Source organism: Saccharothrix coeruleofusca, assembly GCF_017876325.1.
GTDB lineage: Bacteria > Actinomycetota > Actinomycetes > Mycobacteriales > Pseudonocardiaceae > Actinosynnema > Actinosynnema coeruleofuscum.
This window is the reverse complement of the sequence record NZ_JAGINV010000001.1, coordinates 5,695,198-5,720,461: the sequence shown is the minus strand read 5'-3', so window position 1 is coordinate 5,720,461 and position 25,264 is coordinate 5,695,198. Positions and strand designations below refer to the sequence as shown.

General features: G+C 72.1%; 26 protein-coding genes. 19 read left to right on the top strand and 7 right to left on the bottom strand.

Annotated elements, in window-relative coordinates; all coding sequences use genetic code 11:
* Positions 1-28 precede the first annotated feature (28 nt).
* From JOF41_RS25825 to hutI, 4 genes are all read left to right on the top strand, one after another.
* The gene (locus JOF41_RS25825; protein ID WP_244989699.1) at positions 29-856 is read left to right on the top strand and encodes a helix-turn-helix domain-containing protein; all 828 of its coding nucleotides are present in this window, start codon (positions 29-31) and stop codon (positions 854-856) included.
* 11 nt (positions 857-867) lie between these two features.
* Positions 868-1,110 carry a DUF397 domain-containing protein gene (locus JOF41_RS25820; RefSeq protein WP_209622645.1) on the top strand — a complete coding sequence of 81 codons (243 nt, stop codon included), beginning with the start codon at positions 868-870 and terminating at the stop codon, positions 1,108-1,110.
* A gap of 366 nt (positions 1,111-1,476) precedes the next feature.
* Positions 1,477-2,301, top strand: coding sequence for a hypothetical protein (locus JOF41_RS25815; protein WP_209622642.1), 825 nt, complete (start codon positions 1,477-1,479; stop codon positions 2,299-2,301).
* A gap of 85 nt (positions 2,302-2,386) precedes the next feature.
* On the top strand, positions 2,387-3,535 hold the full coding sequence (hutI, locus tag JOF41_RS25810) for an imidazolonepropionase (protein WP_209622639.1): 1,149 nt from the start codon (positions 2,387-2,389) through the stop codon (positions 3,533-3,535).
* Positions 3,536-3,538: 3 nt separating this feature from the next.
* Here hutI and JOF41_RS25805 read toward each other — a convergent pair whose 3' ends face one another.
* Entirely contained in the window at positions 3,539-4,489 is a 951-nt protein-coding gene (locus tag JOF41_RS25805) for a hypothetical protein (RefSeq protein ID WP_209622636.1), read from the bottom strand.
* A 284-nt stretch (positions 4,490-4,773) separates the two neighbouring features.
* On the opposite strand from JOF41_RS25805, the gene JOF41_RS38810 reads away from it, so the two are divergent.
* On the top strand, positions 4,774-5,295 hold the full coding sequence (locus JOF41_RS38810) for an SMODS-associated NUDIX domain-containing protein (RefSeq protein WP_504739841.1): 522 nt from the start codon (positions 4,774-4,776) through the stop codon (positions 5,293-5,295).
* On the opposite strand, the gene JOF41_RS25800 is transcribed toward JOF41_RS38810, so the two are convergent.
* The 3 genes from JOF41_RS25800 to JOF41_RS25790 all read right to left on the bottom strand — a co-directional run bounded on the left by JOF41_RS25800 (position 5,280) and on the right by JOF41_RS25790 (position 6,674).
* Entirely contained in the window at positions 5,280-5,441 is a 162-nt protein-coding gene (locus JOF41_RS25800; RefSeq protein WP_209622633.1) for a hypothetical protein, read from the bottom strand. The genes JOF41_RS38810 and JOF41_RS25800 overlap by 16 nt on opposite strands.
* 212 nt (positions 5,442-5,653) lie before the next feature.
* Complete coding sequence (locus tag JOF41_RS25795; protein ID WP_209622630.1) at positions 5,654-6,403, bottom strand: uroporphyrinogen-III synthase; 750 nt, start codon at positions 6,401-6,403, stop codon at positions 5,654-5,656.
* 70 nt (positions 6,404-6,473) lie between these two features.
* Positions 6,474-6,674, bottom strand: a complete 201-nt coding sequence (locus tag JOF41_RS25790; protein ID WP_209622628.1) for a hypothetical protein — start codon at positions 6,672-6,674, stop codon at positions 6,474-6,476.
* A 267-nt stretch (positions 6,675-6,941) separates the two neighbouring features.
* Between JOF41_RS25790 and JOF41_RS25785 the strand changes: the two genes are divergently transcribed.
* The 13 genes from JOF41_RS25785 (at position 6,942) to JOF41_RS25725 (ending at position 19,015) form a co-directional block, all read left to right on the top strand.
* Positions 6,942-7,445, top strand: coding sequence for a GNAT family N-acetyltransferase (locus tag JOF41_RS25785; RefSeq protein WP_209622625.1), 504 nt, complete (start codon positions 6,942-6,944; stop codon positions 7,443-7,445).
* Between the two features lie 233 nt (positions 7,446-7,678).
* Complete coding sequence (locus JOF41_RS25780) at positions 7,679-7,942, top strand: hypothetical protein (protein ID WP_189225546.1); 264 nt, start codon at positions 7,679-7,681, stop codon at positions 7,940-7,942.
* Positions 7,942-8,532 (top strand): DUF6879 family protein, encoded by a 591-nt coding sequence (locus JOF41_RS25775; RefSeq protein WP_189225545.1) that lies wholly within the window; start codon positions 7,942-7,944, stop codon positions 8,530-8,532. Before JOF41_RS25780 ends, JOF41_RS25775 begins: the two co-directional genes overlap by 1 nt.
* 68 nt (positions 8,533-8,600) lie before the next feature.
* Positions 8,601-10,895 carry an ATP-binding protein gene (locus JOF41_RS25770; protein WP_307867535.1) on the top strand — a complete coding sequence of 765 codons (2,295 nt, stop codon included), beginning with the start codon at positions 8,601-8,603 and terminating at the stop codon, positions 10,893-10,895.
* A 189-nt stretch (positions 10,896-11,084) separates the two neighbouring features.
* A complete protein-coding gene (locus tag JOF41_RS25765) occupies positions 11,085-11,384 on the top strand; it encodes a hypothetical protein (RefSeq protein ID WP_307867534.1) in 300 nt (99 codons plus the stop codon).
* Positions 11,381-11,983: a DUF6879 family protein gene (locus JOF41_RS25760; protein WP_189225544.1), complete on the top strand. Its 603-nt coding sequence runs from the start codon at positions 11,381-11,383 to the stop codon at positions 11,981-11,983. Before JOF41_RS25765 ends, JOF41_RS25760 begins: the two co-directional genes overlap by 4 nt.
* Positions 11,984-12,064: 81 nt before the next feature.
* Positions 12,065-14,347 carry an ATP-binding protein gene (locus JOF41_RS25755; protein ID WP_307867533.1) on the top strand — a complete coding sequence of 761 codons (2,283 nt, stop codon included), beginning with the start codon at positions 12,065-12,067 and terminating at the stop codon, positions 14,345-14,347.
* Positions 14,348-14,429: 82 nt separating this feature from the next.
* Positions 14,430-15,002 (top strand): hypothetical protein, encoded by a 573-nt coding sequence (locus tag JOF41_RS25750; RefSeq protein WP_209622622.1) that lies wholly within the window; start codon positions 14,430-14,432, stop codon positions 15,000-15,002.
* Between the two features lie 11 nt (positions 15,003-15,013).
* Complete coding sequence (locus JOF41_RS25745) at positions 15,014-16,126, top strand: sensor histidine kinase (protein WP_209622620.1); 1,113 nt, start codon at positions 15,014-15,016, stop codon at positions 16,124-16,126.
* Positions 16,123-16,806 carry a response regulator gene (locus JOF41_RS25740; RefSeq protein ID WP_189225541.1) on the top strand — a complete coding sequence of 228 codons (684 nt, stop codon included), beginning with the start codon at positions 16,123-16,125 and terminating at the stop codon, positions 16,804-16,806. Before JOF41_RS25745 ends, JOF41_RS25740 begins: the two co-directional genes overlap by 4 nt.
* An 88-nt stretch (positions 16,807-16,894) precedes the next feature.
* A complete protein-coding gene (locus JOF41_RS25735) occupies positions 16,895-17,887 on the top strand; it encodes an aldo/keto reductase (RefSeq protein ID WP_209622617.1) in 993 nt (330 codons plus the stop codon).
* A 66-nt stretch (positions 17,888-17,953) separates the two neighbouring features.
* A complete protein-coding gene (locus JOF41_RS25730) occupies positions 17,954-18,460 on the top strand; it encodes an excisionase family DNA-binding protein (RefSeq protein WP_244989698.1) in 507 nt (168 codons plus the stop codon).
* A gap of 3 nt (positions 18,461-18,463) precedes the next feature.
* A complete protein-coding gene (locus tag JOF41_RS25725) occupies positions 18,464-19,015 on the top strand; it encodes a PIN domain-containing protein (protein ID WP_209622614.1) in 552 nt (183 codons plus the stop codon).
* Between the two features lie 72 nt (positions 19,016-19,087).
* On the opposite strand, the gene JOF41_RS25720 is transcribed toward JOF41_RS25725, so the two are convergent.
* Positions 19,088-19,933: a helix-turn-helix transcriptional regulator gene (locus JOF41_RS25720; RefSeq protein ID WP_209622611.1), complete on the bottom strand. Its 846-nt coding sequence runs from the start codon at positions 19,931-19,933 to the stop codon at positions 19,088-19,090.
* Between the two features lie 145 nt (positions 19,934-20,078).
* On the opposite strand from JOF41_RS25720, the gene JOF41_RS25715 reads away from it, so the two are divergent.
* Positions 20,079-21,011 (top strand): NADP-dependent oxidoreductase, encoded by a 933-nt coding sequence (locus JOF41_RS25715; RefSeq protein WP_209622608.1) that lies wholly within the window; start codon positions 20,079-20,081, stop codon positions 21,009-21,011.
* 220 nt (positions 21,012-21,231) lie between these two features.
* Here JOF41_RS25715 and JOF41_RS25710 read toward each other — a convergent pair whose 3' ends face one another.
* On the bottom strand, positions 21,232-21,414 hold the full coding sequence (locus JOF41_RS25710; protein ID WP_189227356.1) for a DUF6104 family protein: 183 nt from the start codon (positions 21,412-21,414) through the stop codon (positions 21,232-21,234).
* Between the two features lie 6 nt (positions 21,415-21,420).
* The gene (locus JOF41_RS25705; protein ID WP_209622605.1) at positions 21,421-25,173 is read right to left on the bottom strand and encodes a multifunctional oxoglutarate decarboxylase/oxoglutarate dehydrogenase thiamine pyrophosphate-binding subunit/dihydrolipoyllysine-residue succinyltransferase subunit; all 3,753 of its coding nucleotides are present in this window, start codon (positions 25,171-25,173) and stop codon (positions 21,421-21,423) included.
* Positions 25,174-25,264 lie beyond the last annotated feature (91 nt).

The window sequence follows — 25,264 nt, the reverse complement described above, 5'->3', positions numbered from 1 at the left end:
GTCGGTCCCGTTCGCGACCATGCCCGCCATGCCGCAGCAACCGACTTTCCGCAGGAAGAAACTGGGCCACCGGGTGCGCAGGCTGCGCGAGCAGGCGGGCATGAGCATCGACGAGGCCGCCCGCGCGCTGGAGAAGCAGCGCGGCGCGCTCTACCGCATCGAAGCGGGCGAAACCCGGCTCGACGTGCACCTGGCCCGCTCGATGATGGATATCTACGACGTGTACGACCCCGGCCTCCTCGACCACGTCAGGGAAGCGCTGGAACCGGCGTGGTGGCGCAGCTACGACCTCGACGACGTCGGGTATGTCGACATGGAGACCGAGGCGGGTCGGGTGCGTGAACTCGCGCTCATCAACCTCCCGGGCCTGCTTCAGAGCGAGGGGTATGCCCGAGCGATTCTGCAGACCAGCTTCCTCAAGCGCAGCGAGGAAGAGTTGTGCACCCAGATCGAAGTGCGGCAGATCAGGCAGCGTCGATTGACCGCAGAGCAGAAGCCGTTGCGCTTGACAGCGGTAGTGGATGAGATCGCCCTGCATCAAGTGATCGACAGCCCTGGGGTCATGGTCGAGCAACTCAATCACCTGATCATGATGTCCGAGCTGTCCACGGTCAGTCTGCGGATAATACCGAGGGTTCTTGGCCCGCATCCCGGTCAGGGCGCTGCCTACACCCTCTTGGAGTTCGAGGAATACCCACCGATGTTGTACGTCGAAAACCCAGTCGGCTCGACTCACTGGGAGGAACCGGAGAAGGTCAGTCGGGCTACACTGCTGTTCGACCACCTGCTCGATCTGGCGCTCACCCCGGAGGATTCGGTGGCCCTGATCGAGCGGATCATTCCCGAACACGGATGAGGGGTGGATTTATGTCCACGGTGGACATTCGTAGTCTGGTGTGGCGGAAGAGCAGTCGCAGCGGAAGCGCCAACAACAGCAACTGCGTTGAGGTGGCGTGGCGCAAGAGCAGTCACAGCGGCGGTGGTACCAACGGAAACTGCGTTGAGGTCGCCTTCTCCGACCTGGCGGTGGCCGTGCGGGACTCGAAGAACCCGAACGCTGGCCTGCTGTCCTTCCCGGCTTCCTCTTGGCAGCGGTTCCTGCGCCCGTGACCAAGTGCCCTGATCACCAGCGCCGGTGAGCCGACCCGGTCCCCCGAGTCGGCTCACCGGCACCGCCTCCTTCCTCGCAGGCGACCGCACCGCCGGGGTCGTCGACCACTAGTCGATTTCGGTGAATCCGGTAGCGCACGAGGTGGACGCCTGCGACGGTGGAGCGAGATCCCGTCCGGAAATCCCTGCTTCCCGCCGGAGCGCGATCCGTCATCACCTCGGCGAGCGGTTCGCCGAGGGCTTCGCCGCCATGCTCTTCCGAAATGCTGGAAATACACGGGCTCACCCTGCGGAGGCGAAACTGCGATGTGGCACGTCAACAGCATCACCACGCCGACTGGTGAAGGTGGAGCGATCTGGGGAGGCATGGGGGACTCGGTGGGACCGCGATCCTTGGGCGACCGGCTCGGTCCGGAGGGGGCCGCCTACGTGGTCTCCGCGGGCGACCTGGGTTCGCTGACCATCAAGGACGTGGGCGCGGGATCGGACCCCGGCACGTGGGCACTGCAGGTGAACGGCGAGCAGAACTACCTCTACACCGGTGAGGGGCAGCTCGCGATCACCATCGACGCCGCGAACGTGGCGCACATCAGCGGCGGACTCGGATCGCTCGACATCCCGCTGCTGCGGGAGATGGACGACACCGGTCCGATCACGCGGCAGGTCATGGCGCTGGTGTCCACCGCGCCCAGCCTCTACCCGGCGTGGAACGCCGAACCGATGGCCGTCATGTACGCGGCGGGGTTCCCCCGGTCCGCCATGCTGAACCTCCGCCAGGAGATCGGCGGCGCGCCGGACTGCTGCACCCAGTTCATGGCGTGGCTCGACACCGTGCAGTTCCCGGCCGACGCCGACGCGGAGGCGCTGAGCGGCTGGCTGAACTGCGCGCTGTGCAAGGGTTTCGTCGTTGGGGCCGCCGCGGCGGCGTTCGTGGCCGTCGCCGCCGCCTGCATCGCGGCCGGGCCGGTGGGGGCGGCCGGGGCGGTCGCCGTGCTGGAGACCTCCAGCGCCGTGGCGTCGCTCGCCGGGGCCGCCGGGCTCACGGTCGGCGCGGTGGCGAAGATGGCGGTGAGCGTGTTCTTCGCCGCCGGTGCGGCGGCGTTCGTCGCGTCGATCATCGACTCGCTCTGCGCCTCGATCGGGGCGTGCGACAAATCGGCCTCGATCGACCTGCCGAGCGCGGCGGTGTGAGTCGGCAGCGACAGCCCGCTTGTAGGATCATCGCCGAACGCGGGCGAAAGGTGGGCCGGGTGTCTGTTGTGGGCAGTTCCCGCCGATGACCAGCACTCTGATCACCGGCATCGGTGAGCTGACCACCAACGACCCGGACCTGGGTCGGCTCACCGACGCCGCTCTCGTCCTGACCGACGGCCACGTCTCCTGGGTGGGGTCGGCGAGTGCCGCCCCGCCCGCCGACCAGCGCGTGGACGTCGAGGGCCGGGCCGTGCTGCCCGGCTGGGTCGACAGCCACACCCACCTGCTCTTCGCGGGCGACCGCACCGCCGAGTTCGAGGCCCGCATGGCGGGGCAGCCCTACACGGCGGGCGGGATCGCGGTCACCGTCGCCGCCACCCGCGCCGCCACGGACGCCGAACTGGCCGCGACCCTGCGCCGCCACGTCGCCGAGGCCGCCGCCCAGGGCACCACCTGCGTGGAGACCAAGACCGGCTACGGCCTGACCGTCGCCGACGAGCTGCGCTCCGCCCGGATCGCGGCCGAGCACGCCGACGAAGTCACCTTCCTGGGCGCGCACCTCGTCCCGCCCGGCGCGGACCCCGACGAGTACGTGTCCCTGGTGTGCGGCGAGATGCTCGACGCGGTGGCCCCGCACGCGCGCTGGGCCGACGTGTTCTGCGAGACCGGCGCGTTCGACGAGGACCAGTCCCGCGCGGTGCTCAAGGCCGCCGCCGCCAAGGGGTTGGGCCTGCGCGTGCACGGCAACCAGCTCGGCGAGGGCCCCGGCGTACGTCTCGCCGTGGAGGTGGGCGCGGCCAGCGTCGACCACTGCACGTACCTGTCCGCCGCCGACGTGGACGCCCTGGCGGACTCCGGCACCGTCGCCACCCTGCTGCCCGCCTGCGACCTGTCCACCCGCCAGGCCCCGGCCCCCGCCCGCCGCCTGCTGGACGCGGGCGCGACCGTGGCGCTGGCGTCGAACTGCAACCCCGGCAGCTCCTACACCACGTCCATGGCGTTCTGCGTCGCCACCGCCGTGCTCCAGTTGCGGATGACCGTGGAGGAGGCCGTCACAGCCGCCACCCTCGGCGGCGCGAAGGCGCTGCGCCGCACCGACGTGGGCCACCTCGCCCCCGGCGCGCGGGCGGACGTGCACGTGCTCGACGCGCCTTCGGTCACCCACCTCGCGTACCGGCCGGGAGTGCCGCTGACGCACGCGGTGTGGCGGAAGGGAGTCCGCGTCCGCTGATCGTCAGCTCCACCGCCGCAACGAGGCGTGCACCCCGTTCGCCCAGGTGTGCCACCACTCGGGCGACTCGGTGATGCGGACGGCGTCCACGAGGACGATGTCCCTCGCCCGCGACCCGCGCACCACCCCGTGGCTGATGTCGCCCACCCGGAACAGCGCCTGATACGCGGCGGGCCACGTGGCGGCCCGGTGCACGTCGATGTCGAGCACTTCGGCGACCTTGCGCACCACGTCCCGCCGGGACAGCAGCAGCTCGGCGGCGCGCTGGCCGATGCCGTGCGCCCCGCCGAAGTTCACGATGACCTGCTCGCTGCCGTAGGACTCCTCACCCAGGAAGTTCGGCAGCTTGGTGAGCAGCAGGTAGTCGGTCACCAGGAAACCGTCGTGCCCGACGGTGGGGAAGTAGCGCCTGCCGCGCGGCCCGACGATGCCCCAATTCGGCTCCTCCTCGGTGCGGAACCCCTTCGGCGTCTTCACGAAGCGGACCGCCTTGGCGTGGATCGCCTCCGCGTCGACGTGCCACCGGTACGGCAGCTCCACGCCGAGGCCCTTGCAGGCCAGTCCCCGGCCCGCCTGCTCGTAGCCGAAGACCGCGCGGGTGACGCCTTCCCAAGCAGGCCCGCCGACCAGCAGGACGCTGTCCCCCGTGGCCACCTCCAGCGAAGCGCACTCCTCGGCGGGTTTCCGCGACCTCACCGCGCGCACCCGGTCGTGCAGGACGGCCGCTGCGGCCGCGAGGTGATCCGGGTGGGTGACGGCGTCCTCGGTTGTGTAAGCGGGATGCAGGGAGTGGTGCCTGTACCCGGTTTTCCGCAGGTGCGTGTGGCCGATGGTGAGCGCGTCCATGGCGCCTTTGCAGTAGGTGACCTCGGCGCGGAAATTCCTGATCGCGCCCGCCAGCTGCGGGGTGATCTTGACGACGTTCGACACCAGGGCGTCAACCGAGATCAGCATGGCTCGCACCTCTTCGGCGGCGGGAAACGATAATAGCGCGACATAAGACACTCGTTGCAGTGAATTCTTGTCCGCAAAATTCGTAATTCTCTTCGATGAGGACTGCGCTTGTGGGCGCAAGCCTCGGCGTGCGCCGCTGATGGCGATATCCGTCGCCGCCTCGCGCGCCTCTTCCGGAGATGAGTTGTCGGACACCCCGACGTCAACGCGCGACGTGGACGTCACCTCCACCGCCATGGCGCAGGCCGCGCTGGGGAACGCCTTGCTGATCAGCCTCGCGTCACGTGAACCGATCTCGGTGTTCGCCACTTCTGCGTTCGGTGCCAGGGTGCCTCCGTCGACACCGATCGCGAAACCGGGGTGGTGCTGCTCGCACCCCTTCGATCCAGCACGGCACGGCGACCTTCGCTGCGGCAGCCGTGATCCAGACCACCGCCGATCTTGGCGCGAATAAAGATCATCCCAGCCGAAACGACACCATCACCGGTTCGGCTGATCGGTCCGGCCGTGGCAGTGGTGCGGCGCTTCCCGGAGATGACCGCTGGTCGGTGTTGGTCAGCACCACCAGGGGGTATGCACCGCTCGGTGGTGGCCTCCAGTACCACCGCCGATCCGAGCAGTCGCTGACGTCGCTGGGGTTCCAGCCGGAGCGCGGCGAACCGGACCTGCGGGGCCTGCTGCCTGCGGCGCACCTGCTCGAGCCGCGCGCCTGGCGCGCAACCGGCATCGGCCGGGAGACGCCCTGCCGGGGAGGTCGCGGAAGAGCTGGCCGAGATCCTCGGCCGGGGCGTCAGTACCAGCGGTAGAAGGACTTGCTGGAACCGGTGATAGTGGAGTCGAACAGTCGGTTGACCTCGATCGTCTCCGGCCCGGCGTGCCCCGGAGTGATCCAGGTGGTGCGACGGTTGAACGACTGGACCACGGCCTTCAGCTCCGCCGCGGTGGCTTCCAAGGCGGGACTCAGGAACGGGCGCAGGCAGCCGAAGGGGTCCAGACGGTCCGCCCAGTCCCACGTGTGCGGGATTTCGCGCGTGGAGATGGTGATGGTGGCGCCCGGCCCCCAGTACCGACCCGCCCGACAGTCCTGGCTGCGGTAGTTGCGGTGCGCGCGGACGAAAAACCGAATGAGTCAACCGGGTCTGACCGGTCAGCCGTCTGGCGGCCTCACAGCCGCAGCAGTCCTGCGGCGAGCGACTCACGCAATCCGGCGGGCGGCTCCTGGTAGCCCTCGTCCCACAGCGCACCGGGAAAGCCGCCGGCGGCGAACGCGGTGTTGAGATCGTCGACGAACCAGATCGCGGGCCCCACCTTGCCGTCGATTCCGGGGCCGGGCAGGTCGATGCCGTAAGGCGCGTCGCCGCTGATGTTCGCCTTGTGAAGTTCGTCGGGCGCGTAGTCGAGCTTGAACGGGATGCCGGCGTCCCGGTGCGCGGTGTCCTTGAGGTACGCGGCGTGCTCGGCCTCGTAGTAGGAGCGCGAGCCGCCCCGCTCAGCCCACTCGAACTGCACCACCAACGGATCCGCGAGCACGCTGGCCGGCCAACCCGGCAACTCCCCGACGAGCCACACATCGCCCACCTGCCGGATCCACGCGCTGATCGTCATCGGGAACGGCGCGAACGTCACCTCCAGCCAGTCGGCCAGCGCGGGCGCGCCCGGTGACGGGGGAACGTGGGCGCGGCACGGCGTCCTCTCGTCGTCGTTCTCCTGCGCACGGAAGCCTCGCGCCTGCAGCCGCTCAACGAGCGTCTCGACGTTCCTGCGGGCGCGGTCGGCGAACTCGCGCGCCACCGCCTCGGCGTCCTCGCGGTACGGGGCGTCGAAGACCCGCAGGCCAAGACCACGCAGGTCGCGCCATACGTCGTCGGGATCACCGGACACGTACCGCGCGTGGAAGCTCACCATGGCCGCCATCGTTGCAGGGAGCCACCAGCGTCGGCGGCGAGGTCTCGGTTGCCGACTCAGCTGGTGATCCGCGATGTCGTCAAGCAGCCGCGTAGGTGGTCTCGCCGGTGGTGCTGGGGCCGAACACCGCGTCGATCAGGGTGCGGGTGCCGCAGGCCACCAGGCGGAGCTGTGGGTAGCCGGTGCCGCCGTGGTTGCCTCGCCGCTTGGTCAGGCGGGTCGGCACGGCCGGTGTGTCGGGCACGGTCAAAGTGGTGCCGTCGATCGCGCGGACCAGCATGCCGTGCCACCGTGCCACCGTGTCCCGGGCAGGCTGGCCAGCAGGAGGTAGATCACGACCTGGGGCGGCAGGTCCCGCACCCTGGTCTGACCGGCTCCCGGCCACAGCGATCGTGCGGGTGATGGCAGACCGGACGTTCAACGGAGTTCTTACTGTGCGGTGCTCTTGGTCGGCACCGTTCTGGCAAGGACTCCGTTGCCCGTGCCAACCGGCTGGACAGCCGCGCCCATCCCTTGACTTCACTGCCTTGTCGCTAGCTTCTCCCCCGTGCCCGCTGCGGAACGGACCACCGCCCGCTTGCGCCTGCGTCGCGTGAGCGTGGACGACCTGGACGCCTTCGTGGCGCTCGAAGCGTCCCTGCGGCCGGAGCGGACCCCGGATGCCGTGGTCTCCGCCCGCTATCTCTCCGCGTTCACCGACGTGTGGGAGCGCGGGGAGCTCGGCTATTGGACCGTCCTGCTCCACGGCGAGGTCGTGGGCTTCGGCGGCGTGCAGCCCAAGCTCTGGCACGGCCGCCGCTGCTGGAACCTCTACTACCGGGTGTCACCCGCCCACTGGGGGAAGGGCATCGCGACGGAAGTGGCGCGGGAGGCCGTCGCGGCGGCCCGTGAGGCGCGTCCGGACTGGCCGGTGCTGGTGGAGACCCGGCCGTGGAACGCCGCCGCGATCCGCGTCGCCGAGCGCGTCGGGCTGATCAGGCGGGAGGACCGGGACGGGTACGCGGTGCTGATCGCGGAACCGGAACCGGAACCGGGACCGGGGCGCTCCTGATTTACAGGGGGTGGCGGAAGATACCGCGGGTACCGCCTCGACGGCCCCTGGACCGGGGGCGCAGCGGCGAAAAGACTCTCACTGCGGGTGATCGCGAGGGGATTTATCTGAAATATCGGGTCAACCTCTGCTACGGGAGAGTGAAACGGCGTTTCTCCGCACTCCATGGGGGGTGTCCGCGATGAGCGGCAATACCCTGGGATGGGATGTCGTGCACCGCACAGGGGGTTGGCATGGAATTTTCGTGGAAAGCAGATCCTTCGGCGATCTTCAGTCGCCCGCTGGTCGGCGCGGGGGGCGGGCGGGAGCGGTGCAACAACACCAAGACCTGCCCGGACATCTGGGAACTGGACAACGGCGATGTCGCGGTGATCGGGCACGACCTCACCACGCGCTACGCCGGGAATCTTCCTGATGGGGTGAACATCGGCATCGGTGAACGGCTGGTGGTCATTCCCGGTGCTATGTTCCGGGCCGCGAAAGCCGGTGACACGTGATGGGTGAGGCGGCCGGGGTCATCGGTGAGCGGCTTTCGCTGGACGAGTACTCCGACGACTTCGACCGCTACTTCTGGGCGGTGGGCGCGGCCGACTGCTGGAAGATCGAGCGGACGCAGGTCTTCGTGGAAGAGGACGACCCCAGTTACGACGCCTTCGCGGCGGGCGACTGGGAGCGCGCCCTGGAGCTGATCGAGCGGCGCCGCGACGAGCAGCGGGAGCACCAGCGGCGGGTCGCCGAGCACGGCGTGACCCTCCGCCGCGTGCGGGTGGTGGAGGAGCCGCTGGCCGGCTACGTGCTGTGGGAGCTGCACTCCCTGCGGCAGCGGGCCGAGCTGGGTGAGCGCATCCGGGTCGTGGACGCGACCAGCCTCGCGCGGGCGGGTCGTCCGGTCGTGGACGTGGTCGGCATCGACGAGCGGGTCGCCTACCAGGTCCTCTACACCCCCGAGGGCGCGGCCGTGGGCGCGGTCGCGGCCCGCGACCACGAGCAGGTGGCGGCGTGGCGCGGGGTGTTCGAGCGGTTGTACGCCGACGGCGAGCCGGTGGCCGACTACTTCGACCGCCGGGTGGCGGGCGAGCGCCCGTAGGCGGTGGTGGACTGATAGCCGAGCAGCCGCACTGGCGCAACGAACTCTCCGGCGCCGCCGATGACGTCGTGCAAGCGCGCGACGTCATCGGCGGCGTGCACTTCCACGGCCCGCGCCCGGCGCGGTGGACACCTCCCCGGCAGCTGCCCGCCGACGTCCGGGGCTACGTCAACCGCACCGAGGAGCTCGAACACCTGGACCGGATACTGGCCGCGCAGCGCGAGTCCCGCTCGGTCAGCCCGTGCATCGTCACGGGCACCGCCGGGGTCGGCAAGACCTCCCTCGCCGTGCACTGGGCGCACCGCATCGCGGCGGACTTCCCCGACGGCCAGCTCTACGCGAACCTGCACGGCTACGACCCCGGCCCGCCGGTGACCCCGCTGCAGGCGCTGGACGACTTCCTGCGGGCGCTGCGGGTGCCGCCCGAGCTGATCCCGGACGGCCTGGAGCCGCGCGCCGCGGCCTACCGCTCCCTGCTGGCCGGGCGTCGCGTGCTGGTGCTGCTGGACAACGCCTCCGGCGTCGCCCAGGTGCGGCCGCTGCTGCCCGGCACCGCGGGCTGCCTGGTGGTCATCACCAGCCGCAACCGCCTGTCCGGCCTGGTGGCCCGCGACGGCGCGCACCGGCTCAGCCTCGACGTGCTGACCGAGGAGCAGGCCGTCGAGCTGCTGCGCGGGGTCACCGACGGGTACCGGCCGCCGGACGACCCCGACGAGCTGCGCGAGCTGGCCCGGCTGTGCGCGCGGCTGCCCCTGGCGCTGCGGATCGCCGCCGAGCGGGCGGGCAGCCGCCCGCACACACCGTTGCGGGACCTGGTCGAGGAGCTGCGCGACGAGTCGATGCTGTGGGACGCGCTGACCTCCGGGGACGACGACGCGGACGCCGTGCGCACGGTTTTCGCCTGGTCCTACCGCGCGCTGCCCGCCGCCGCGAGCAGGCTGTTCCGGCTGCTGGGCCTGCACCCCGGCGCGGAGTTCGGCCCGGCGGCCGCGGCGGCGCTGGCCGGGGTGGAGCCGAGGGTGGCGGGCAGGCTGCTGGACGACCTGGTGGGCGTCCACCTGGTCGAGCGGGTCAGCTCGGACCGCTTCGGGTTCCACGACCTGCTGCGCGCCTACGCCGTCGACCAGGTCCGCAGGGAGGAGGACTCGGGCAGCGCGGCGGCGGCGGTCCGCAGGCTGGTGCTGTGGTACCTGCACAGCGCCGCCGCGGCGGCCCGCGCGGTCCACCCGCACGACAGGACGCCCCGGCTGCCGCCCGCCGACGGGGTGACGCCACTGGCGTTCCCCGCGCGGGAGCAGGCCGCCGCGTGGCTGGAGCGGGAGTGGGCGAACCTGGTCGCGGTGATCCACGCGGCCGAGCGGCACGGCGTGGACGAGGCCGCCTGGCTGCTGCACGCGGTGCTGCGCACGCACTTCGCCGAGACCAACCGGTTCGACGACTGGCTGACCAGCGCGGGCATCGCGCTGCGCGCGGTGCGCGGGCTCGGCGACCGCGGCGGCGAGGCGCAGGTGCTGGAGAGCCTGGGCAAGGCCGAGGTGCAGCGCGGCAGGCTGGCCGAGGGGATCGGGCTGCACCGCGCCGCGCTGGCCATCCGGCAGGAGCTGGGGGACCGCCGGGGCGTGCTGGCCTCGGCCAACGCGATCGGCCTCGCCTTCCTGCGCGAGCACCGGCCCGCCGAGGCGCTGGCCTCGTTCGAGCGGGCCAGGGGCATCGCGGTCGAGACCGGCGACCGGTACTGGGACGGCATCTCGGCGGGCAACACCGCGGCGGCGCTGGCCGAGCTGGAGCGGTTCGCGGAGGCGGAGCGGTGGCTGCGGCGGGCGCTGAAGGTGTTCCGCGAGCTGGGCGACCGCATCTGCGAGGGCGACGCGCTGCACGGCCTGAGCCAGGTGCACCGGGCCCTCGGGCGGCTGCCGGAGGCCCACGACGCCATCCGGGCCGCGGTGGACATCGCCCGCGACGGCGGGCACCTGGTGGCGGAGGCGTTCTGGCTGGTGGAGCTCGGCCGCGTGGAAGCGGCGTCGGGCAGACCGGAGCGGGCGCTGGTGGCGCACCAGCGCGCCGCCGCCCTCCAGCGCGGGCTCGGCGACGTGGAGCGGGAGGCGCTGGCGTTCGACGCGGTGGGCGAGGTGTACGCCCAGCTCGACCGGCCGCACGACGCGGCGGGGTTCCACGCGATGGCGGTGGCCGCGCTGCGCGGGCTGGGCAACCGGTGGCAGCTCGCGCGGGCGCTGGTGAACCTGGCCGCCGTCGCGGACGGTGAGCGGGCCGCCGACGCGCTGGCCGAGGCGCGGGAGCTGCTCGCCGACTTCGACGACCCGGCGGCGCGGGAGCTGAGGCGGCGGATCGAGCCGCCCGCGTGACCGGCCTGGCGGTGCCAGGACAGCGGCATACCCGGCTTGGGGGTCGCCCGACCGAGTGAGGAAAATACCGGTCATCCAGAATTCGCCTCTTCGGCTGCGGAAACTGCCGTGGAAACTTCATTCTTTGGGACGCCGCGGCGGAGGAGCACGCTTTGTGCGGACAAAGGGGCTCCGCGCGTGGATAGCCTGGTGGCGGAATGGGAGCGGCGCGGGGGTGAAATGGCGGAGCGGTGGCAGGCCGACCCGTCGGCGGCTTTTCGCCGCCGACTGGGCGCAGCGGTGTCCGGCCGGACCGGTCCCCCCTGCGCCGACGACGAGACGTGTCCCGACGTGTGGGAGCTGGACAACGGCGACGTGGCGGTGATCGGGCGCGACCTCACCGCGCAGTACGCCTCGCGGCTGCCGGAGGGCGTGCGCGTCGGCGCGGACGAGCGGCTGGTGGTCATTCCGGGCGGCCTGGTGCGGGGCCCGGAGGTGGACCCGCGATGAGGAGCGGGGCGCTGCCGGGGGTGCGCGGCGAAAGGCTTTCGCTGGACGACTACCGCCGCGATTTCCGCCGCGGGCTGTGGGAGGTCGGCGCGGCCGAGTTCTGGAAGATCGAGCGCACCCAGGTCTTCGTGGAGCGGGGCAGCGCCAGTTACGACGCCTTCGCGCGGGGCGAGTGGGAACGCGCGCTGGAGCTGATCCGGGAGGACCTGCCGAGGCAGCGCGAGTACCACGACCGGGTCGCCGCGCGCGGCACGCGCCGCCGCCGGGTCCGCGTGGTGGAGCAGCCGCTGGCCCCCTACGTGCTGTGGGAGCTGAACCTGCTCCGCCAGCGCAGCGGGCTCGGCGAGCCCGTCCGCGTCCTGGAAGCCGACCGGATCGCGGACCGGGAGCGGCGGGAGCGGCTGCCCGACGTCGTCGGCTTCGACGACCGCGTGGCCTACCAGGTGCTCTACACCGGGGACGGCGTCCCGGTCGGCGCGATCAGGTCCACCGAGCGCGAGCAGGTGCTCGGCTGGCGGGGCGTCTTCGAGGAGCTGTACGCGGCGGCCGAGCCGCTGGTCGACTACTTCGACCGCCGTCTCGCGGGTCTGCGGCCGTGACGGAGGTCCGACATCGCCGAGCAGCCGGGTTGGCGCAACGAGATCTCCGGCCCCGCCGAGGACGTCGTCCAGGCGCGGGACGTGCTGGGCGGGGTGCACTTCCACGGGCGTGAGCGCGCGGAGTGGGTGCCGCCGAGGCAACTGCCCGCCGACGTCCCCGGCTACGTCAACCGCGTGGACGAGCTGGCCCGGTTGGACGAGTTCCTGGCCGCGCGGCACGACCCGAAGTCGCCCGCGGTCTGCATCGTGGTCGGCACGGCGGGGGTCGGGAAGACCGCCCTGGCCCTGCACTGGGCGCACCGCGTCGCGGAGCACTTCCCCGACGGGCAGCTGCACGTCAACCTGCGCGGCTACGACCCAGGACCGCCGGTGACCCCGTCGCAGGCCCTGGAGCACTTCCTGCGCGCGATGCGGGTGCCGCCGGAGGCCGTCCCGGCCGACCTGGAGCCCAGGGCGGCGGCGTACCGCACGCTGCTGGCGGGCAGGCGGGTGCTGGTGGTGCTGGACAACGCCGCCACCGTGGCCCAGGTCCGCCCGCTGCTGCCGGGCACCGCGGGCTGCCTGGTGCTGATCACCAGCCGCAGCCACCTGGCGGGCCTGGTGGCCCGCGACGGGGCGCACCGGTTCGGCCTCGGCGTGCTGACCGAGGAGCAGGCGGTGGAGCTGCTGCGCGGGGTCACCGCGGGCTACCGCCCGCCCGACACCCCGGAGCAGCTCGCCGAACTGGCCCGGCTGTGCGCGCGGCTGCCGCTGGCGCTGCGGGTGGCGGCGGAGCGGGCGGGCAGCCGCCCGCACACCCCGCTGCGCGAGCTGATCGAGGACCTGCGGGACGAGTCGACGCTGTGGGACGCGCTCACCCCGGCGGGCGGCGACGACTCCGAGGCGGTGCGCACCGTCTTCGCCTGGTCCTACCGGGCGCTGTCGGCGGCGGCGAGCAGGCTGTTCCGGCTGCTGGGCCTGCACCCCGGCGCCGAGTTCGGCGTCGAGGCCGCCGCGGCGCTGGCCGGGGCCGACGTGCGGCCGGTGCGCAGGCTGCTGGACGACCTGGTGTGCGCGCACCTGGTCGAGCAGGTCGACTCCACCCACTTCCAGTTCCACGACCTGCTGCGGGCCTACGCCACCGACCAGGCCCACCGCGAGGAGACCCCGGCCAGCGCCGCGGCGGCCGTGCGGCGGCTGCTGCTGTGGTACGCGCACACGGCGCGGGCGGTGTCGCTGCTGGTCAGCCCGTCCAGGCGGGTGCCGGAGCCGCCGAGGGCGGACGGCGTCGCGCCGCTGGCGTTCACCTCCCGAGCCGAGGCGGTGCGGTGGCTGGAGGAGGAGCGGGGCAACCTGGTCGCCGCGACCCGCGCCGCCGAGCAGGCCGGGATGGACGACCTGGCCTGGCTGCTGCCCGCCGTGCTGGCGGCGTGCTACGCCGGGACCAACTGGTTCGACGACTGGCTGGCCACCGGGGAGATCGCGCTGCGCGCTGCGCGCGGGTCCGGCGACCGGGCCGGTGAGGCGGCTGTGCTGGAGAGCCTGGGCACGGCGCGCGTGCAGCGGGGCGAGCTGGCCGCCGGGGTGGAGCTGCACCGCGCCGCGCTGGCCATCCGCGAGGGGATCGGGGACCGCACCGGTCAGCTCGCCTCCGCCAACGCGCTGGGGTTGGCGTTCCTGCGCGGCCACCGGCTGGCCGAGGCGCTGGCCGCGTTCGAGCGGGCGCGGGCCATCGCCGTGGAGCAGGGCGGCGAGTACTGGCTCGGCGTCCTGGCCTGCAACACCGCGAGCGCGCGCTGCCTGCTGGGCGAGCTGGAGGCGGCGGAGGAGCTGCTCCGAGGTGCTCTGGAGGTCTTCCGCGCCACCGGCGAGCGCGTGCGCGAGGGCAACGCGCTGCACGGCCTGAGCCGGGTCCTGCGCGAGCGGGGCCGCCTGGCCGAGGCGTCCGAAGCCATCGGGGCCGCGCTGCGCATCGCCCGCGAGGAGCGGCACGCGGTCGCGGAGGCGTACTGGCTGGTCGAACTCGGCCGCGTGGAAGCGGCGTCGGGACGTCCGGAGCAGGCGCTGGAGTGCTGCCGGCGGGCCGCCGCCATGCAGCGCGGGCTCGGCGACCTGGAGCGGGAAGCCCTCGCGATCGACGCCACGGGCGAGGCGTACGCGCAGCTGGGCAGGCCCGAGGACGCGGCGCGGTTCCACGCGATGGCGGTGGCGGCCCTGCGCGTGCTGGGCAACCGGTGGCCGCTCGCGCGGGCCCTGGTCAACCTCGGTCTGACCGCGGGCGGCGACAGGGGCGCGGCGGCGCTGTCCGAGGCGCGCGAGCTGCTCGCCGACTTCGACGACCCGGCGGCGCGGGAGCTGAGGCGGCGGATCGGGTCGCCCGCGTGACCGCTCTCCCTCTCAAGGGGGAGACGCGAAACCGCCGGCACGGGCGATCACAAAGACCGCCGGAATCCGCAGGATTGCCGGCATGAACCCACGCACCGCCTTCATCGCGGCCCCGCTGCTCGTCCTGGCCTACGGCGTCATCCGGATCGTCGACGGCTTCGACGGCGTGCGCGGGCCCGGCCCCGCCTGGACCATCGGCCACCTGGCCTTCCTCGCCGCGCTCGTGCTGTTCGTCGGGATCTTCCACCAGATGCGGGAGATGATCGGTCCCAGCGCGCCGGCCAGGGCCACGGCCGCCGTCGCCACACTCGGCGCGCTCGCGCTGTTCGGGCAGTTCGCCGTGGACGTGGTGGCGGGCTTGCTGGCCGACGACCACGCCGAGCTGGTCGCGATCTCCCGCGAGGTGCGGTCATGGCCGGGCGTCCGGCCGGTGATCTACGACTTCGGCCCCTACCTGTTCTACGTGGGGCAGCTCGCCCTGGTCGTGCAGCTCGCCGCGCACCGCGTGGTCAAGGCGTGGATGCCCGTGCTGGTGCTCGCCGACCTGGTCATGCCGCTGATCGACAAGGACCTCATCCCGGTCGGCGCGGTCCTGCTGCTGGTCTCCTTCGCACCGCTGGCCCGCCGCGCGGCCCGCCGGCCGGTCCTGGTGTGATGATCTCCCCCATGCCCACCAAGTACCGCCTGGACGCCGGGTTGGCCGTGCTGGTGGCGGCGGTGCAGCTCTGGCCGTTCTTCGCCAGGGGCTTCACCTACTCCTGGTGGGGGTGCGCGGTCGTGGTGGCCTCGGCCGTCCCGGTGGTGTGGCGGCGGCGCTTCCCGGTCATCGCGCTGATCGCCAGCCTGGTCGCCACCTCGCTCTACGACTTCGTCGGCAAGGTCCCCGACCAGCCCGTCTGGTACGGCGGGATCGTGGCGATGCACGCGGTGGCCGCCCGCTCGTCCGCGCGGGCCAGGATCGCCGCCTTCGCGGTGTCCGTCGGCGGCGTGCTGCTGGCGGTCGGCTCGTCGGAGACCGCGTTGCGCGCGGTGACGCTGCTGGGCGCGGCCTACGCGCTGGGCCGTGCCACCGCCGCGGCCGAGGAGCGCGCCGCCCGGCTGGAGCGCGAGCGCGAGCTGGAGGCCGAGCGGGCCGCCGAGCGCGAGCGGGCCAGGATCGCCCGCGACATGCACGACATCCTGTCCCACGCGGTCAGCGTCATGGTCGTGCAGGCCGAAGCGGGACCGGTGGTGCTGCACGCCGACCCCGCCCGCGCGGAGGCCGCGTTCGACGCCATCGCCGCCGCCGGGCGGGACGCGATGGTGCAGCTGCGGGGCATCCTGGCCGTGCTCAAGGAGGACGACGGGCCGCGCGCCCCGCAGCCGACCATCGACGACCTGGCCGCGCTGGTCGAGCAGGTCCGCGGCGCGGGCGTGGACGTGCGGCGCACCACCACCGGCGACCCGGTGCCGCTGCGCCCGGACGTGGCGGTCGCCGCCTACCGCATCACCCAGGAAGCGCTGACCAACGTCGTCAAGCACGCGGCACCGGCCCGCGCCGACGTCCACTTCGACTGGCGGGAGGATTCGCTCGTGATCAGCATCGTCGACGACGGACCGGGCGCGGCGGCGCGGGGAGCCAGGGCACGGGGCTCCGGGACGCGGGGCTCCGGGGCGCGGGGAGCCGGGCGCGGCCTGATCGGCATCCGCGAGCGCGCGGTGGCCTGCGGGGGCAGCGCGGTCCTCGGACCGAGGCCTGACCGGCGGGGGTTCCGGGTGCTGGTGGAGCTGCCCGCATGACGATCCGAGTGGTGGTCGCCGACGACCAGGAGCTGGTGCGCGCCGGGTTCGCCATGATCCTCGACGCCCAACCGGACATCGAGGTGGTGGCCGAGGCCGGCGACGGCGCGGCGGCCGTCGCCGCGGTGCGCGAGCACCGGCCGGACGTGGTGCTGCTGGACATCCGGATGCCCGGCGTGGACGGCATCGAGGCGGCCCGCGCGGTCAGCGGCACGACGAAGGTGCTCATGCTGACCACGTTCGACGTGGACGACTACGTCTACGAGGCGCTGCGGGCGGGGGCCAGCGGGTTCCTGCTCAAGGACGTCCGCCGCGACGACCTCGTGCACGCCGTGCGCGTCGTCGCCGAGGGGGAGGCGCTGCTGGCGCCCTCGGTCACCCGCAAGCTGATCGCCCGCTTCACCACCCCGGACCACGGCGCCGGGCACGACACCGACCTCCTGCCCGCGCTGACCGCGCGCGAGCGGGAGACGCTGGCGCTGATCGCGCGCGGGCTGTCCAACGCCGAGATCGCCGAGGCCATGACGGTCAGCGAGCACACGGTGAAGACGCACGTGAGCAACGTGCTGAGCAAGCTTGGACTGCGCGACCGGGTGCAGGCGGTGATCGCCGCCTACGAGTCCGGCCTCGCGGTGCCGAGGCGGGGGCAAGCACAGCTCGGGGGACACCCGACCGAGTGAGAGGGGAGACCGGTCCTGCGGAATCCCTCCCGGTCGGCTGGAGCCGCTCCACGTGGCCGGATCGGCCGGACGGGGGCAGGCTGGGAGCATGGAGTACACGCACCTCGGCCGGTCCGGCCTGTCCGTGTCGCGGCTGTGCCTCGGCACCATGAACTTCGGCCCGGAGACCTCCGAGTCCGACAGCCACGCGATCATGGACCGGGCGCACGAGCACGGCATCAACTTCTTCGACACCGCCAACGTCTACGGCTGGCAGAAGGGGGAGGGGATCACCGAGCAGATCATCGGCCGGTGGTTCGCCACCGGCGGCGGGCGGCGCGAGAAGACCGTGATCGCCACCAAGCTCTACGGCAGCATGGGCGACTGGCCCAACGAGACGTTCCTGTCGGCGCTGAACATCCGCCGCGCGTGCGACGCCTCGCTCAAGCGGTTGCAGACCGACCACATCGACCTCTACCAGATGCACCACGTGGACCGCTCCACGCCGTGGGACGAGATCTGGGAGGCGTTCAGCGTCCTGCGCCAGCAGGGCAAGGTGCTCTACTTCGGCTCGTCGAACTTCGCGGGCTGGCACCTCGCCCAGGCCCAGGAGGCCGCCCGCGCCCGGCACTTCCTCGGGCTGGTCAGCGAGCAGTCCATCTACAACCTGCTCAACCGCTGGGTGGAGCTGGAGGTGCTGCCCGCCGCCCGGCACTACGGCGTCGGCGTCATCCCGTGGTCGCCGCTCAACGGCGGCCTGCTCGGCGGCGTGCTGCGCAAGCAGCGCGAGGGCGGCGCGTCGCGCAGCAACTCCGGCCGCTCGGCCGAAGCGCTGGAGAAGCACCGCGAGTCCATCGAGGCGTACGAGAAGCTGTGCGCGGACCTGGGCGAAGACCCGGCCAACGTCGGGCTGGCCTGGCTGCTGCACCAGGAGGGCGTGACCGCCCCGATCATCGGGCCGCGCACGGCGGAGCAGCTGGACGGGTCGCTGCGGGCGGCGGAGATCACCCTGGACGCGGAGGTGCTGGGGAAGCTGGACGAGCTGTTCCCGGCCCCGGCGCCCAACGGCGCCAAGCCCGCCCCGGAGGCTTACGCCTGGTAGGCGGTCGGCGGGGCACCCGTGCGCGCGGGTGCCCCACCCCGGTCACGTCGCCGGACTGTGTTGCGCATGCTGCGTCTGTTGCGGATAATGCGTTTGGGGGTGAGTGGGATGACGACCAAGGCAGACGCCGCCAAGGTGGCGCCAGGGGTGGTTGACGCGGAGATCGCAGGACGCGCCTTTCGCCGGGTGAAGGACTACCTGGCGTCGGCCGACACCGATCGCGAGGAACTGGAGATCCTCGTCGAGGGACGACCCGGTGAAGCGCTGGTGGTGCCACGCCAAGCCGTCGAGCTGTTCGCCTACATCCTCGCCGCGATGGCAAACGGCCAAGGTGTTCAGATCATGCCGGTCAACGCGGAGCTAACGACCCAGCAGGCCGCAGAGCTGCTCAACGTTTCCCGGCCTTACCTGATCGGACTGCTGGAACGCGGTGAGATCGAGTACCGGCTCGTCGGCAGGCATCGGAGGGTCCGGTTCGACGCCTTGATGGACTACATGCGGCGGGACGACCTCAAGCGCAAGCAGGCGGTGGACGAGCTGACCCGCCTCGACCAGGAGTTGGGAACGGACTGATCGATGGCCTTCGTCGTCGTATACGACGCCTGCGCCCTGTACGGCAACACCGTCCGGAACCTCCTCATCCGCGTGGCCCGTGCTCGGCTGGTCCAAGCGAAGTGGACCGATCGAATCCTCGATGAACTCGACCGCGCGCTGGCGGACAAGCGTGGTGTTCCGGAGGAAAAGCGACGCAGACTCCGCCAATTGATCAACGCATCGGTGGCGGATTGCCTAGTGGAGGGTTACGAATCCCTGATCCAGGGCTTGGAGCTGCCGGACCCTGATGACCGGCACGTACTTGCCGCGGCCATCCGAGCGGGTGCTCAGGTGATCGTGACGTCGAACTTGGCCGATTTCCCGGCCGACTACCTCGCACGGTGGGACATCGAAGCCAAGAGCCCCGACGAGTTCGTCCTCGACCTGATCGGGATCGAGGACCGCGTGGTTTACGCCTGCGTGCAGCAAATCGTTGACGAGCGGGTCAACCCGCCGGAAACCATCGATGATGTGCTCGCGCAGCTGGAACGCTCCGGTCTGATCGAGTCGGCGGCGTCCCTGCGCCTGGGGTGACTCCGAAGGGAGCCGCGGGCGGCTCATGACGGAGATGATCGATGTACTGGGCCGTGCGGGCCGACCCGCTGCTCAGGCGGTGCCGACCGGGGCGGGTTCGCTGGTCCAGCTCAGCAGCAGCTGGAGCCGCTGCGCGGTGGCCGACCCGGCGGGGTAGGTGTAGGCGGTGAGGTACTGGTCCCCCGCGCCGGGCAGGGCCAGCGTCTCGTAGCCGAACTCCAGGCGTCCGACGACCGGGTGGGCCACCACGGTGGTGCCGGAGTCCTTCTGCCGGACGTCGTTGGCCGCCCACAGGCGGCGGAAGGTCCCGCTGCGGATGGCCAGCTCGCCGATCAGCGCGGCCAGGTCCGGGTCGTCGGGGTGGCGGCCCGACTCCAGCCGCAGCTGCGCGCAGATCGCGGCGGCGACCTCCTCCCGGTTGACGTGCAGCTCCGCCGCCCGAGGTGCGAGGAAGGCGTGCCGGGCGGCGTTGTAGCCCAGCTCCCGCATCGACTCGACGTCGAACACCGCCTGCGCGGCCGGGTTCCAGGCGAGCACCCGCATCCGCCTGCCCAGGACCAGGGCCGGGGCGTCGGGCATCAGCTCCAGCATCCGCCGCACGCCGGGCGGGACCGCCCGCGCCGGGGGCGGTCCCGCGGTGGCGCGGGGCCTGGCCAGGTTCCACAGGTGCTGCCGCTCGACGTGGCTGAGCCGGAGCACGGTGGCGATCGCGTCGAGCACCGCGTCGGACACGTGCTTGCCCCGCCCCTGCTCCAACCGCGTGTAGTAGTCGACGCTCACGCCCGCCAGCTGGGCGACCTCCTCGCGGCGCAGGCCCGGCACCCGGCGGCGGGTCAGCCCGTCGGGCAGCCCGGCCTGCGCGGGCGTCACGCGGGAGCGCCGGTTGCGCAGGAACTCGGCGATGCGCGGATCAGCCATGCCACCGAGTCTGCCCGTCCCGGCCACGCCCAACCTGGTTCTGCCGGACCCACGGTCGCGACGTCCCTTCCCCGGTGCCGCGCGGCGGCCGGAAGCTGCCGCCGGCGGGCGGGGACTCCACCCCGCCGCCAACCGAGGAGGTCACATGCGCGCGGTCGTCGTTCGGCGGTACGGGGGACCGGAGGTCCTGGAGGTCGTCGAGACCACCCTCCCGCACCCCGGTCCCGGCGAGGTGCGGATCAAGGTCGGGGCCGCCGCCGTCAACTTCGCCGACGTGCTGATCCGTACGGGCCTCAACGTCCAGTACGGCGCGGCGGTCGGCCGCGCCCGGCACGGCGTCGGCTGCGACGTCGCGGGCACCGTCGACGCGCTGGGCGAGGGGGTGGACCGGTTCGCCGTCGGTCAGGCGGTGATCGGGCTGCAGGAGCGGCTGGACCTGCCCCTGGGCGCCTACGCCGAGTACGCGGTGCTGGAGGAGTGGGCGCTGGCCCCCGCCCCGGCGGGCGCCACCGCCGTCGAGGCCGCCACCCTGCCGCTCAACGCCACGACCGCCGACCAGGCGCTCGACGCCCTCGGCCTGCGGCGCGGGCAGCGGCTGCTGGTCACCGGTGCGGCGGGGGCGGTCGGCGGGTTCGCCACCGAGCTGGCCCGGCTGCGCGGCCTGCGCGTGCTCGCCCAGGCCGGTGCCGCCGATGAGCCGCTGGTCCGGTCATTCGGGGCCGAGTCGTTCGTCGACCGGGACGACGACCTCACCGCGCGCGTCCGGGCGCTGGTGCCCGGCGGGGTGGACGGCGTGATCGACGCCGCCAACGTCGGAACGGCCGCGCTGGACGCGGTCGCCCACGGCGGCGGCTACGTGTCCCTGCTCAACTCCAGCCCGTTCGCGCGGCGGGCCGTCCGCACCGTCGACCTGGCCTACCACACCGACGGCAAGCGCCTGTGGGAGCTGTCCGCGCTGGCGGGCGCCGGGATGCTCACCCTGCGCGTCGCCGACACCCTGCCCCTGGAGCGGGCCGCCGAGGCGCACGAACGCCTCGCCGCGGGCGGCCTGCGCGGACGCCTCGTCCTCGTGCCCTGACCCGCACCCCGCGAGTCGAACGCTCGGGTACCGCGAGTCGAACGCTCGGGTACCGCGAGTTCCGCGTTCGCGTCGCGGACCGCGCCCTCGGGTAGTAGTCACCGGCCCCGGCGCGGGCGTCGGGTAGTACTTGCAGACGCGGGAAGGGGCACCTGCCTGGGTGGCGGGTGCCCCTTCCGTCGTGCTCAGCCGTGCTCAGTCGGGCTCAACGTCGCGAGGGTCAGTCCTCGGGGTCGTCCTCGTCGTCGCGCGCCAGGTAGGTGGCCAGGCGCTCGACCGCCGTCTCGAACTCCGGGTTCGCGTCCACGAACGTCCGCAGCTTGTCGGCCAACCAGGCCAGGGTGACCTCCTCGTCACCCCGCCTGGACTCCAGCTCCTCGATGCCCCGGTCGGTGAAGTACACGGCGGCCTACTCGAACGCCTTCGCGATGATCTCGCGCTGCTCCACCTCGTGCACCTTCGACGAACCCGCCGACGGCGCGGCCATCGGCCGCCGCGACACGCGCTGCAGGCGCAGGTGCGAGGGCAGCAGGTCCGGCAGGGCCAGGCCGTAGAACGGCCAGGCGCCCTGGTTCGCGGGCTCCTCCTGGACCCAGCGGACCTCGGTGGCGTTCGGGTAGCGCTCCAGCGCCGCGGTCAGCTTCCGCGCGGGCACCGGGTACAGCTGCTCCACCCGCACCACGGCGGTGTCCTTGACACCCCGCTTCTCCTGCTCGGCGGCCAGCTCGTAGTAGATCTTGCCGCTGCACAGCAGGACCCGCTTCACCGCCTGCGGGTCGACGCCGCTCGGGTCGTCGATCACCGACTTGAAGCGCTCCTCGATGAAGTCCTCGACCGGGCTGGTCGCGGCCTTCAGGCGCAGCATCGACTTGGGCGTGAACACCACCAGCGGCCGGTTCACCCCGTCCAGGGCGTGGCGGCGCAGCAGGTGGAAGTAGTTCGCCGGGGTCGACGGCACCGCGATGGTCATCGAGCCCTCCGCGCACAGCTGGAGGAACCGCTCGATGCGGCCGGAGGTGTGGTCCGGGCCCTGGCCCTCGTGGCCGTGCGGCAGCAGCAGGACCACGTCGGAGACCTGGCCCCACTTCGCCTCGCCGGAGGAGATGAACTCGTCGATGATCGGCTGCGCGCCGTTGACGAAGTCGCCGAACTGCGCCTCCCACAGCACCAGCGCGTCCGGGTTGGCCACCGAGTAGCCGTACTCGAAGCCCAGCGCTGCGAACTCCGACAGCACCGAGTCGTACACCATGAACTTGCCCTGCTCGTCGGACAGGTTCTGCAGCGGGGTGTACTCGTCGCTCTTCTTGCGGTCCACCAGCGTGGCGTGCCGCTGCACGAACGTGCCGCGCCGCGAGTCCTGGCCCGCCAGGCGGACCGTGCGGCCCTCCAGCACCAGCGAGCCGAACGCCAGCAGCTCGCCGAACGCCCAGTCGATGCCGCCCTCGCGGGCCATCTTCGCGCGCCGCTCCAGCACCGGCTTGACCCTCGGGTGCGGGGTGAAGCCCTCGGGCAGGTTGACGTGCGCGTCGGCGATCTTCTCGATGGTGGCGCGGTCGATGCCGGTGGGCACCTTGGCCGGGATCTGCTGCTCGGCCTCGACCGGCTGGCTCGGCTTGATCGGGTGCTTCTCCAGCTCGCGGACCTCGTTGAAGACGTGCTCCAACTGGCTGGAGAAGTCCTGCAGCGCCTTCTCCGCCTCCTCGACGGAGATGTCGCCGCGACCGATCAGCGCCTCGGTGTAGGTCTTGCGCACCGAGCGCTTGGTGTCGATCACGTCGTACATGGCGGGCTGCGTCATCGAGGGGTCGTCGCCCTCGTTGTGGCCGCGGCGGCGGTAGCAGACCATGTCGATCACGACGTCCTTGTGGAACGCCTGCCGGTAGTCCACCGCCAGCTTGGCCACCCAGTAGCACGCCTCCGGGTCGTCGCCGTTGACGTGGAACACCGGCGCGCCGATCATCTTCGCCACGTCGGTGGAGTACTTCGACGACCGCGAGTTCTCCGGCGCGGTGGTGAAGCCGACCTGGTTGTTGACGATGACGTGCACCGTGCCGCCGGTGCGGTAGCCGCGCACCAGCGCCAGGTTCAGCGTCTCGGCGACCACGCCCTGGCCCGCGAACGCGGCGTCGCCGTGCAGCGCGACCGGCAGGACGGTGAAGCCCTCCTGGCCCTTGTCGAGCATGTCCTGCTTGGCGCGGACGATGCCCTCCAGGACCGGGTCCACCGCCTCCAGGTGCGACGGGTTCGCGGTCAGCGACACCTTGGTCTCGCCGTCGCCGAACATCCGGAAGTACTTGCCCTCGGCGCCCAGGTGGTACTTCACGTCGCCGGAGCCGTGCGCCTGGCCGGGGTCGAGGTTGCCCTCGAACTCGCGGAAGATCTGCGAGATCGGCTTGCCCACGATGTTGGCCAGCACGTTGAGCCTGCCGCGGTGCGGCATGCCGATGACGACCTCGTCCAGCTCGTGCTCGGCGGCCTTGTCCAGCACCGCGTCCAGCAGCGGGATGACCGTCTCGCCGCCCTCCAGCGAGAACCGCTTCTGGCCGACGTACTTGGTCTGCAGGAAGGTCTCGAACGCCTCGGCCGCGTTGAGCTTGGACAGGATGTACTTCTGCACGGTGGCCGGGGGCTTCTCGTGCGGGACCTCGACGCGCTCCTGGATCCAGAGGCGCTCCTCCGGGTCGAGGATGTGCATGTACTCCACGCCGACCGTGCGGCAGTAGGAGTTGCGCAGCACGCCCAGGATGTCGCGCAGCTTCATCCGCTCCTGGCCCGCGAAGCCGCCGACCGGGAACTCGCGGTCCAGGTCCCACAGGGTCAGGCCGTGCGAGAGCACGTCCAGGTCCCGGTGGCTGCGCTGGCGGTAGTTCAGCGGGTCGGTGTCGGCCATCAGGTGACCGCGGGTGCGGAAGGCGTCGATCAGCTCGATGACGCGGGCGGTCTTGTCGACCGCGCCCTCGGGGATGTCGGCGACCCAGCGGATCGGCTCGTAGGGCAGCCGCAGCGACGTGAACACGTCGTCGTAGAAGCCGTCCTCGCCCAGCAGCAGCTGGTGGATGCGGCGCAGGAACTCGCCGGACTCCGCGCCCTGGATGATCCGGTGGTCGTAGGTGGAGGTCAGCGTGATGATCTTGCTGACGCCCATGTCGGTCAGCGCCTGCTCGCTGGTGCCCTGGAAGTGCGCCGGGTACTCCATCGCGCCGACGCCGATGATCGCGCCCTGCCCGGCGGTCAGCCTGGGCACCGAGTGGTTGGTGCCGATGGTGCCGGGGTTGGTCAGCGAGATCGTGGTGCCGGAGAAGTCCTCCGAGGTCAGCGAGCCCGAGCGGGCCTTGCGGATCAGGTCCTCGTAGGCCTGCCAGAACTGCGTGAACGTCATGTTCTCGCAGCCCTTGATCGAGGCGACGACCAGCGAGCGGCTGCCGTCCTTGCCGGGCAGGTCGATGGCCAGGCCGAAGTTGACGTGCTCCGGGGTGACCACGTGCGGCTTGCCGTTGATCTCGGCGTAGTGCCGGTTCATGTTCGGGAACGCCTGGAGCGCCCGGACCACCGCGTACCCGATCAGGTGGGTGAAGGAGACCTTCCCACCGCGGGTGCGCTTGAGGTGGTTGTTGATCACGATGCGGTTGTCGGCCAGCAGCTTCGCCGGGACCGCGCGCACGCTGGTCGCGGTGGGAACCGTCAGCGACAGCTCCATGTTCTTGGCGATGGCGGCGGCCGCGCCGCGCAGCTGCTTCTGCTCCTCACCGGCGGGCGGCTGCACCGGCGTGGCCTTCGCGGCCTGGGCGGGCGCGGGCTTCGCGGCGGGCGCGGCCTTCGCCGCGGGGGCGGCCTTGGCGGCGGGCTTGGCGGGCGCGGCCGAGGACTGCGCGGCCGAGGACTGGGCGGCCGAGGACTGGGCGGCAGGCTTGGGCGCGGGGGCCTTCGTGGCGGTGGTGGACTGCGCTGCCGGTGCGGCCGACGGGGTCGCCTTGGAGCTCTGGCCGTTCTCCGCCTGCGCCGCCGCCGTGCCCCCGTTGCTGCGCTGCGTCGACTTGTAGTCGGCGAAGAAGTCGTGCCACGCGGGGTCTACGGATGACGGGTCGGCGAGGAACTGCTCGTACATCTCCTCGACCAACCACTCGTTGGGGCCGAACTGTGAAGCAGGGCTGCTGCTGGACACGGCTGGCGCTCGCCTCTATCCATCTCGCTCTTGGTGTTGACTCACTCATGGTCAGGCTAGTCCCCCGTCTGGTGCAGTTCACACACAGGCG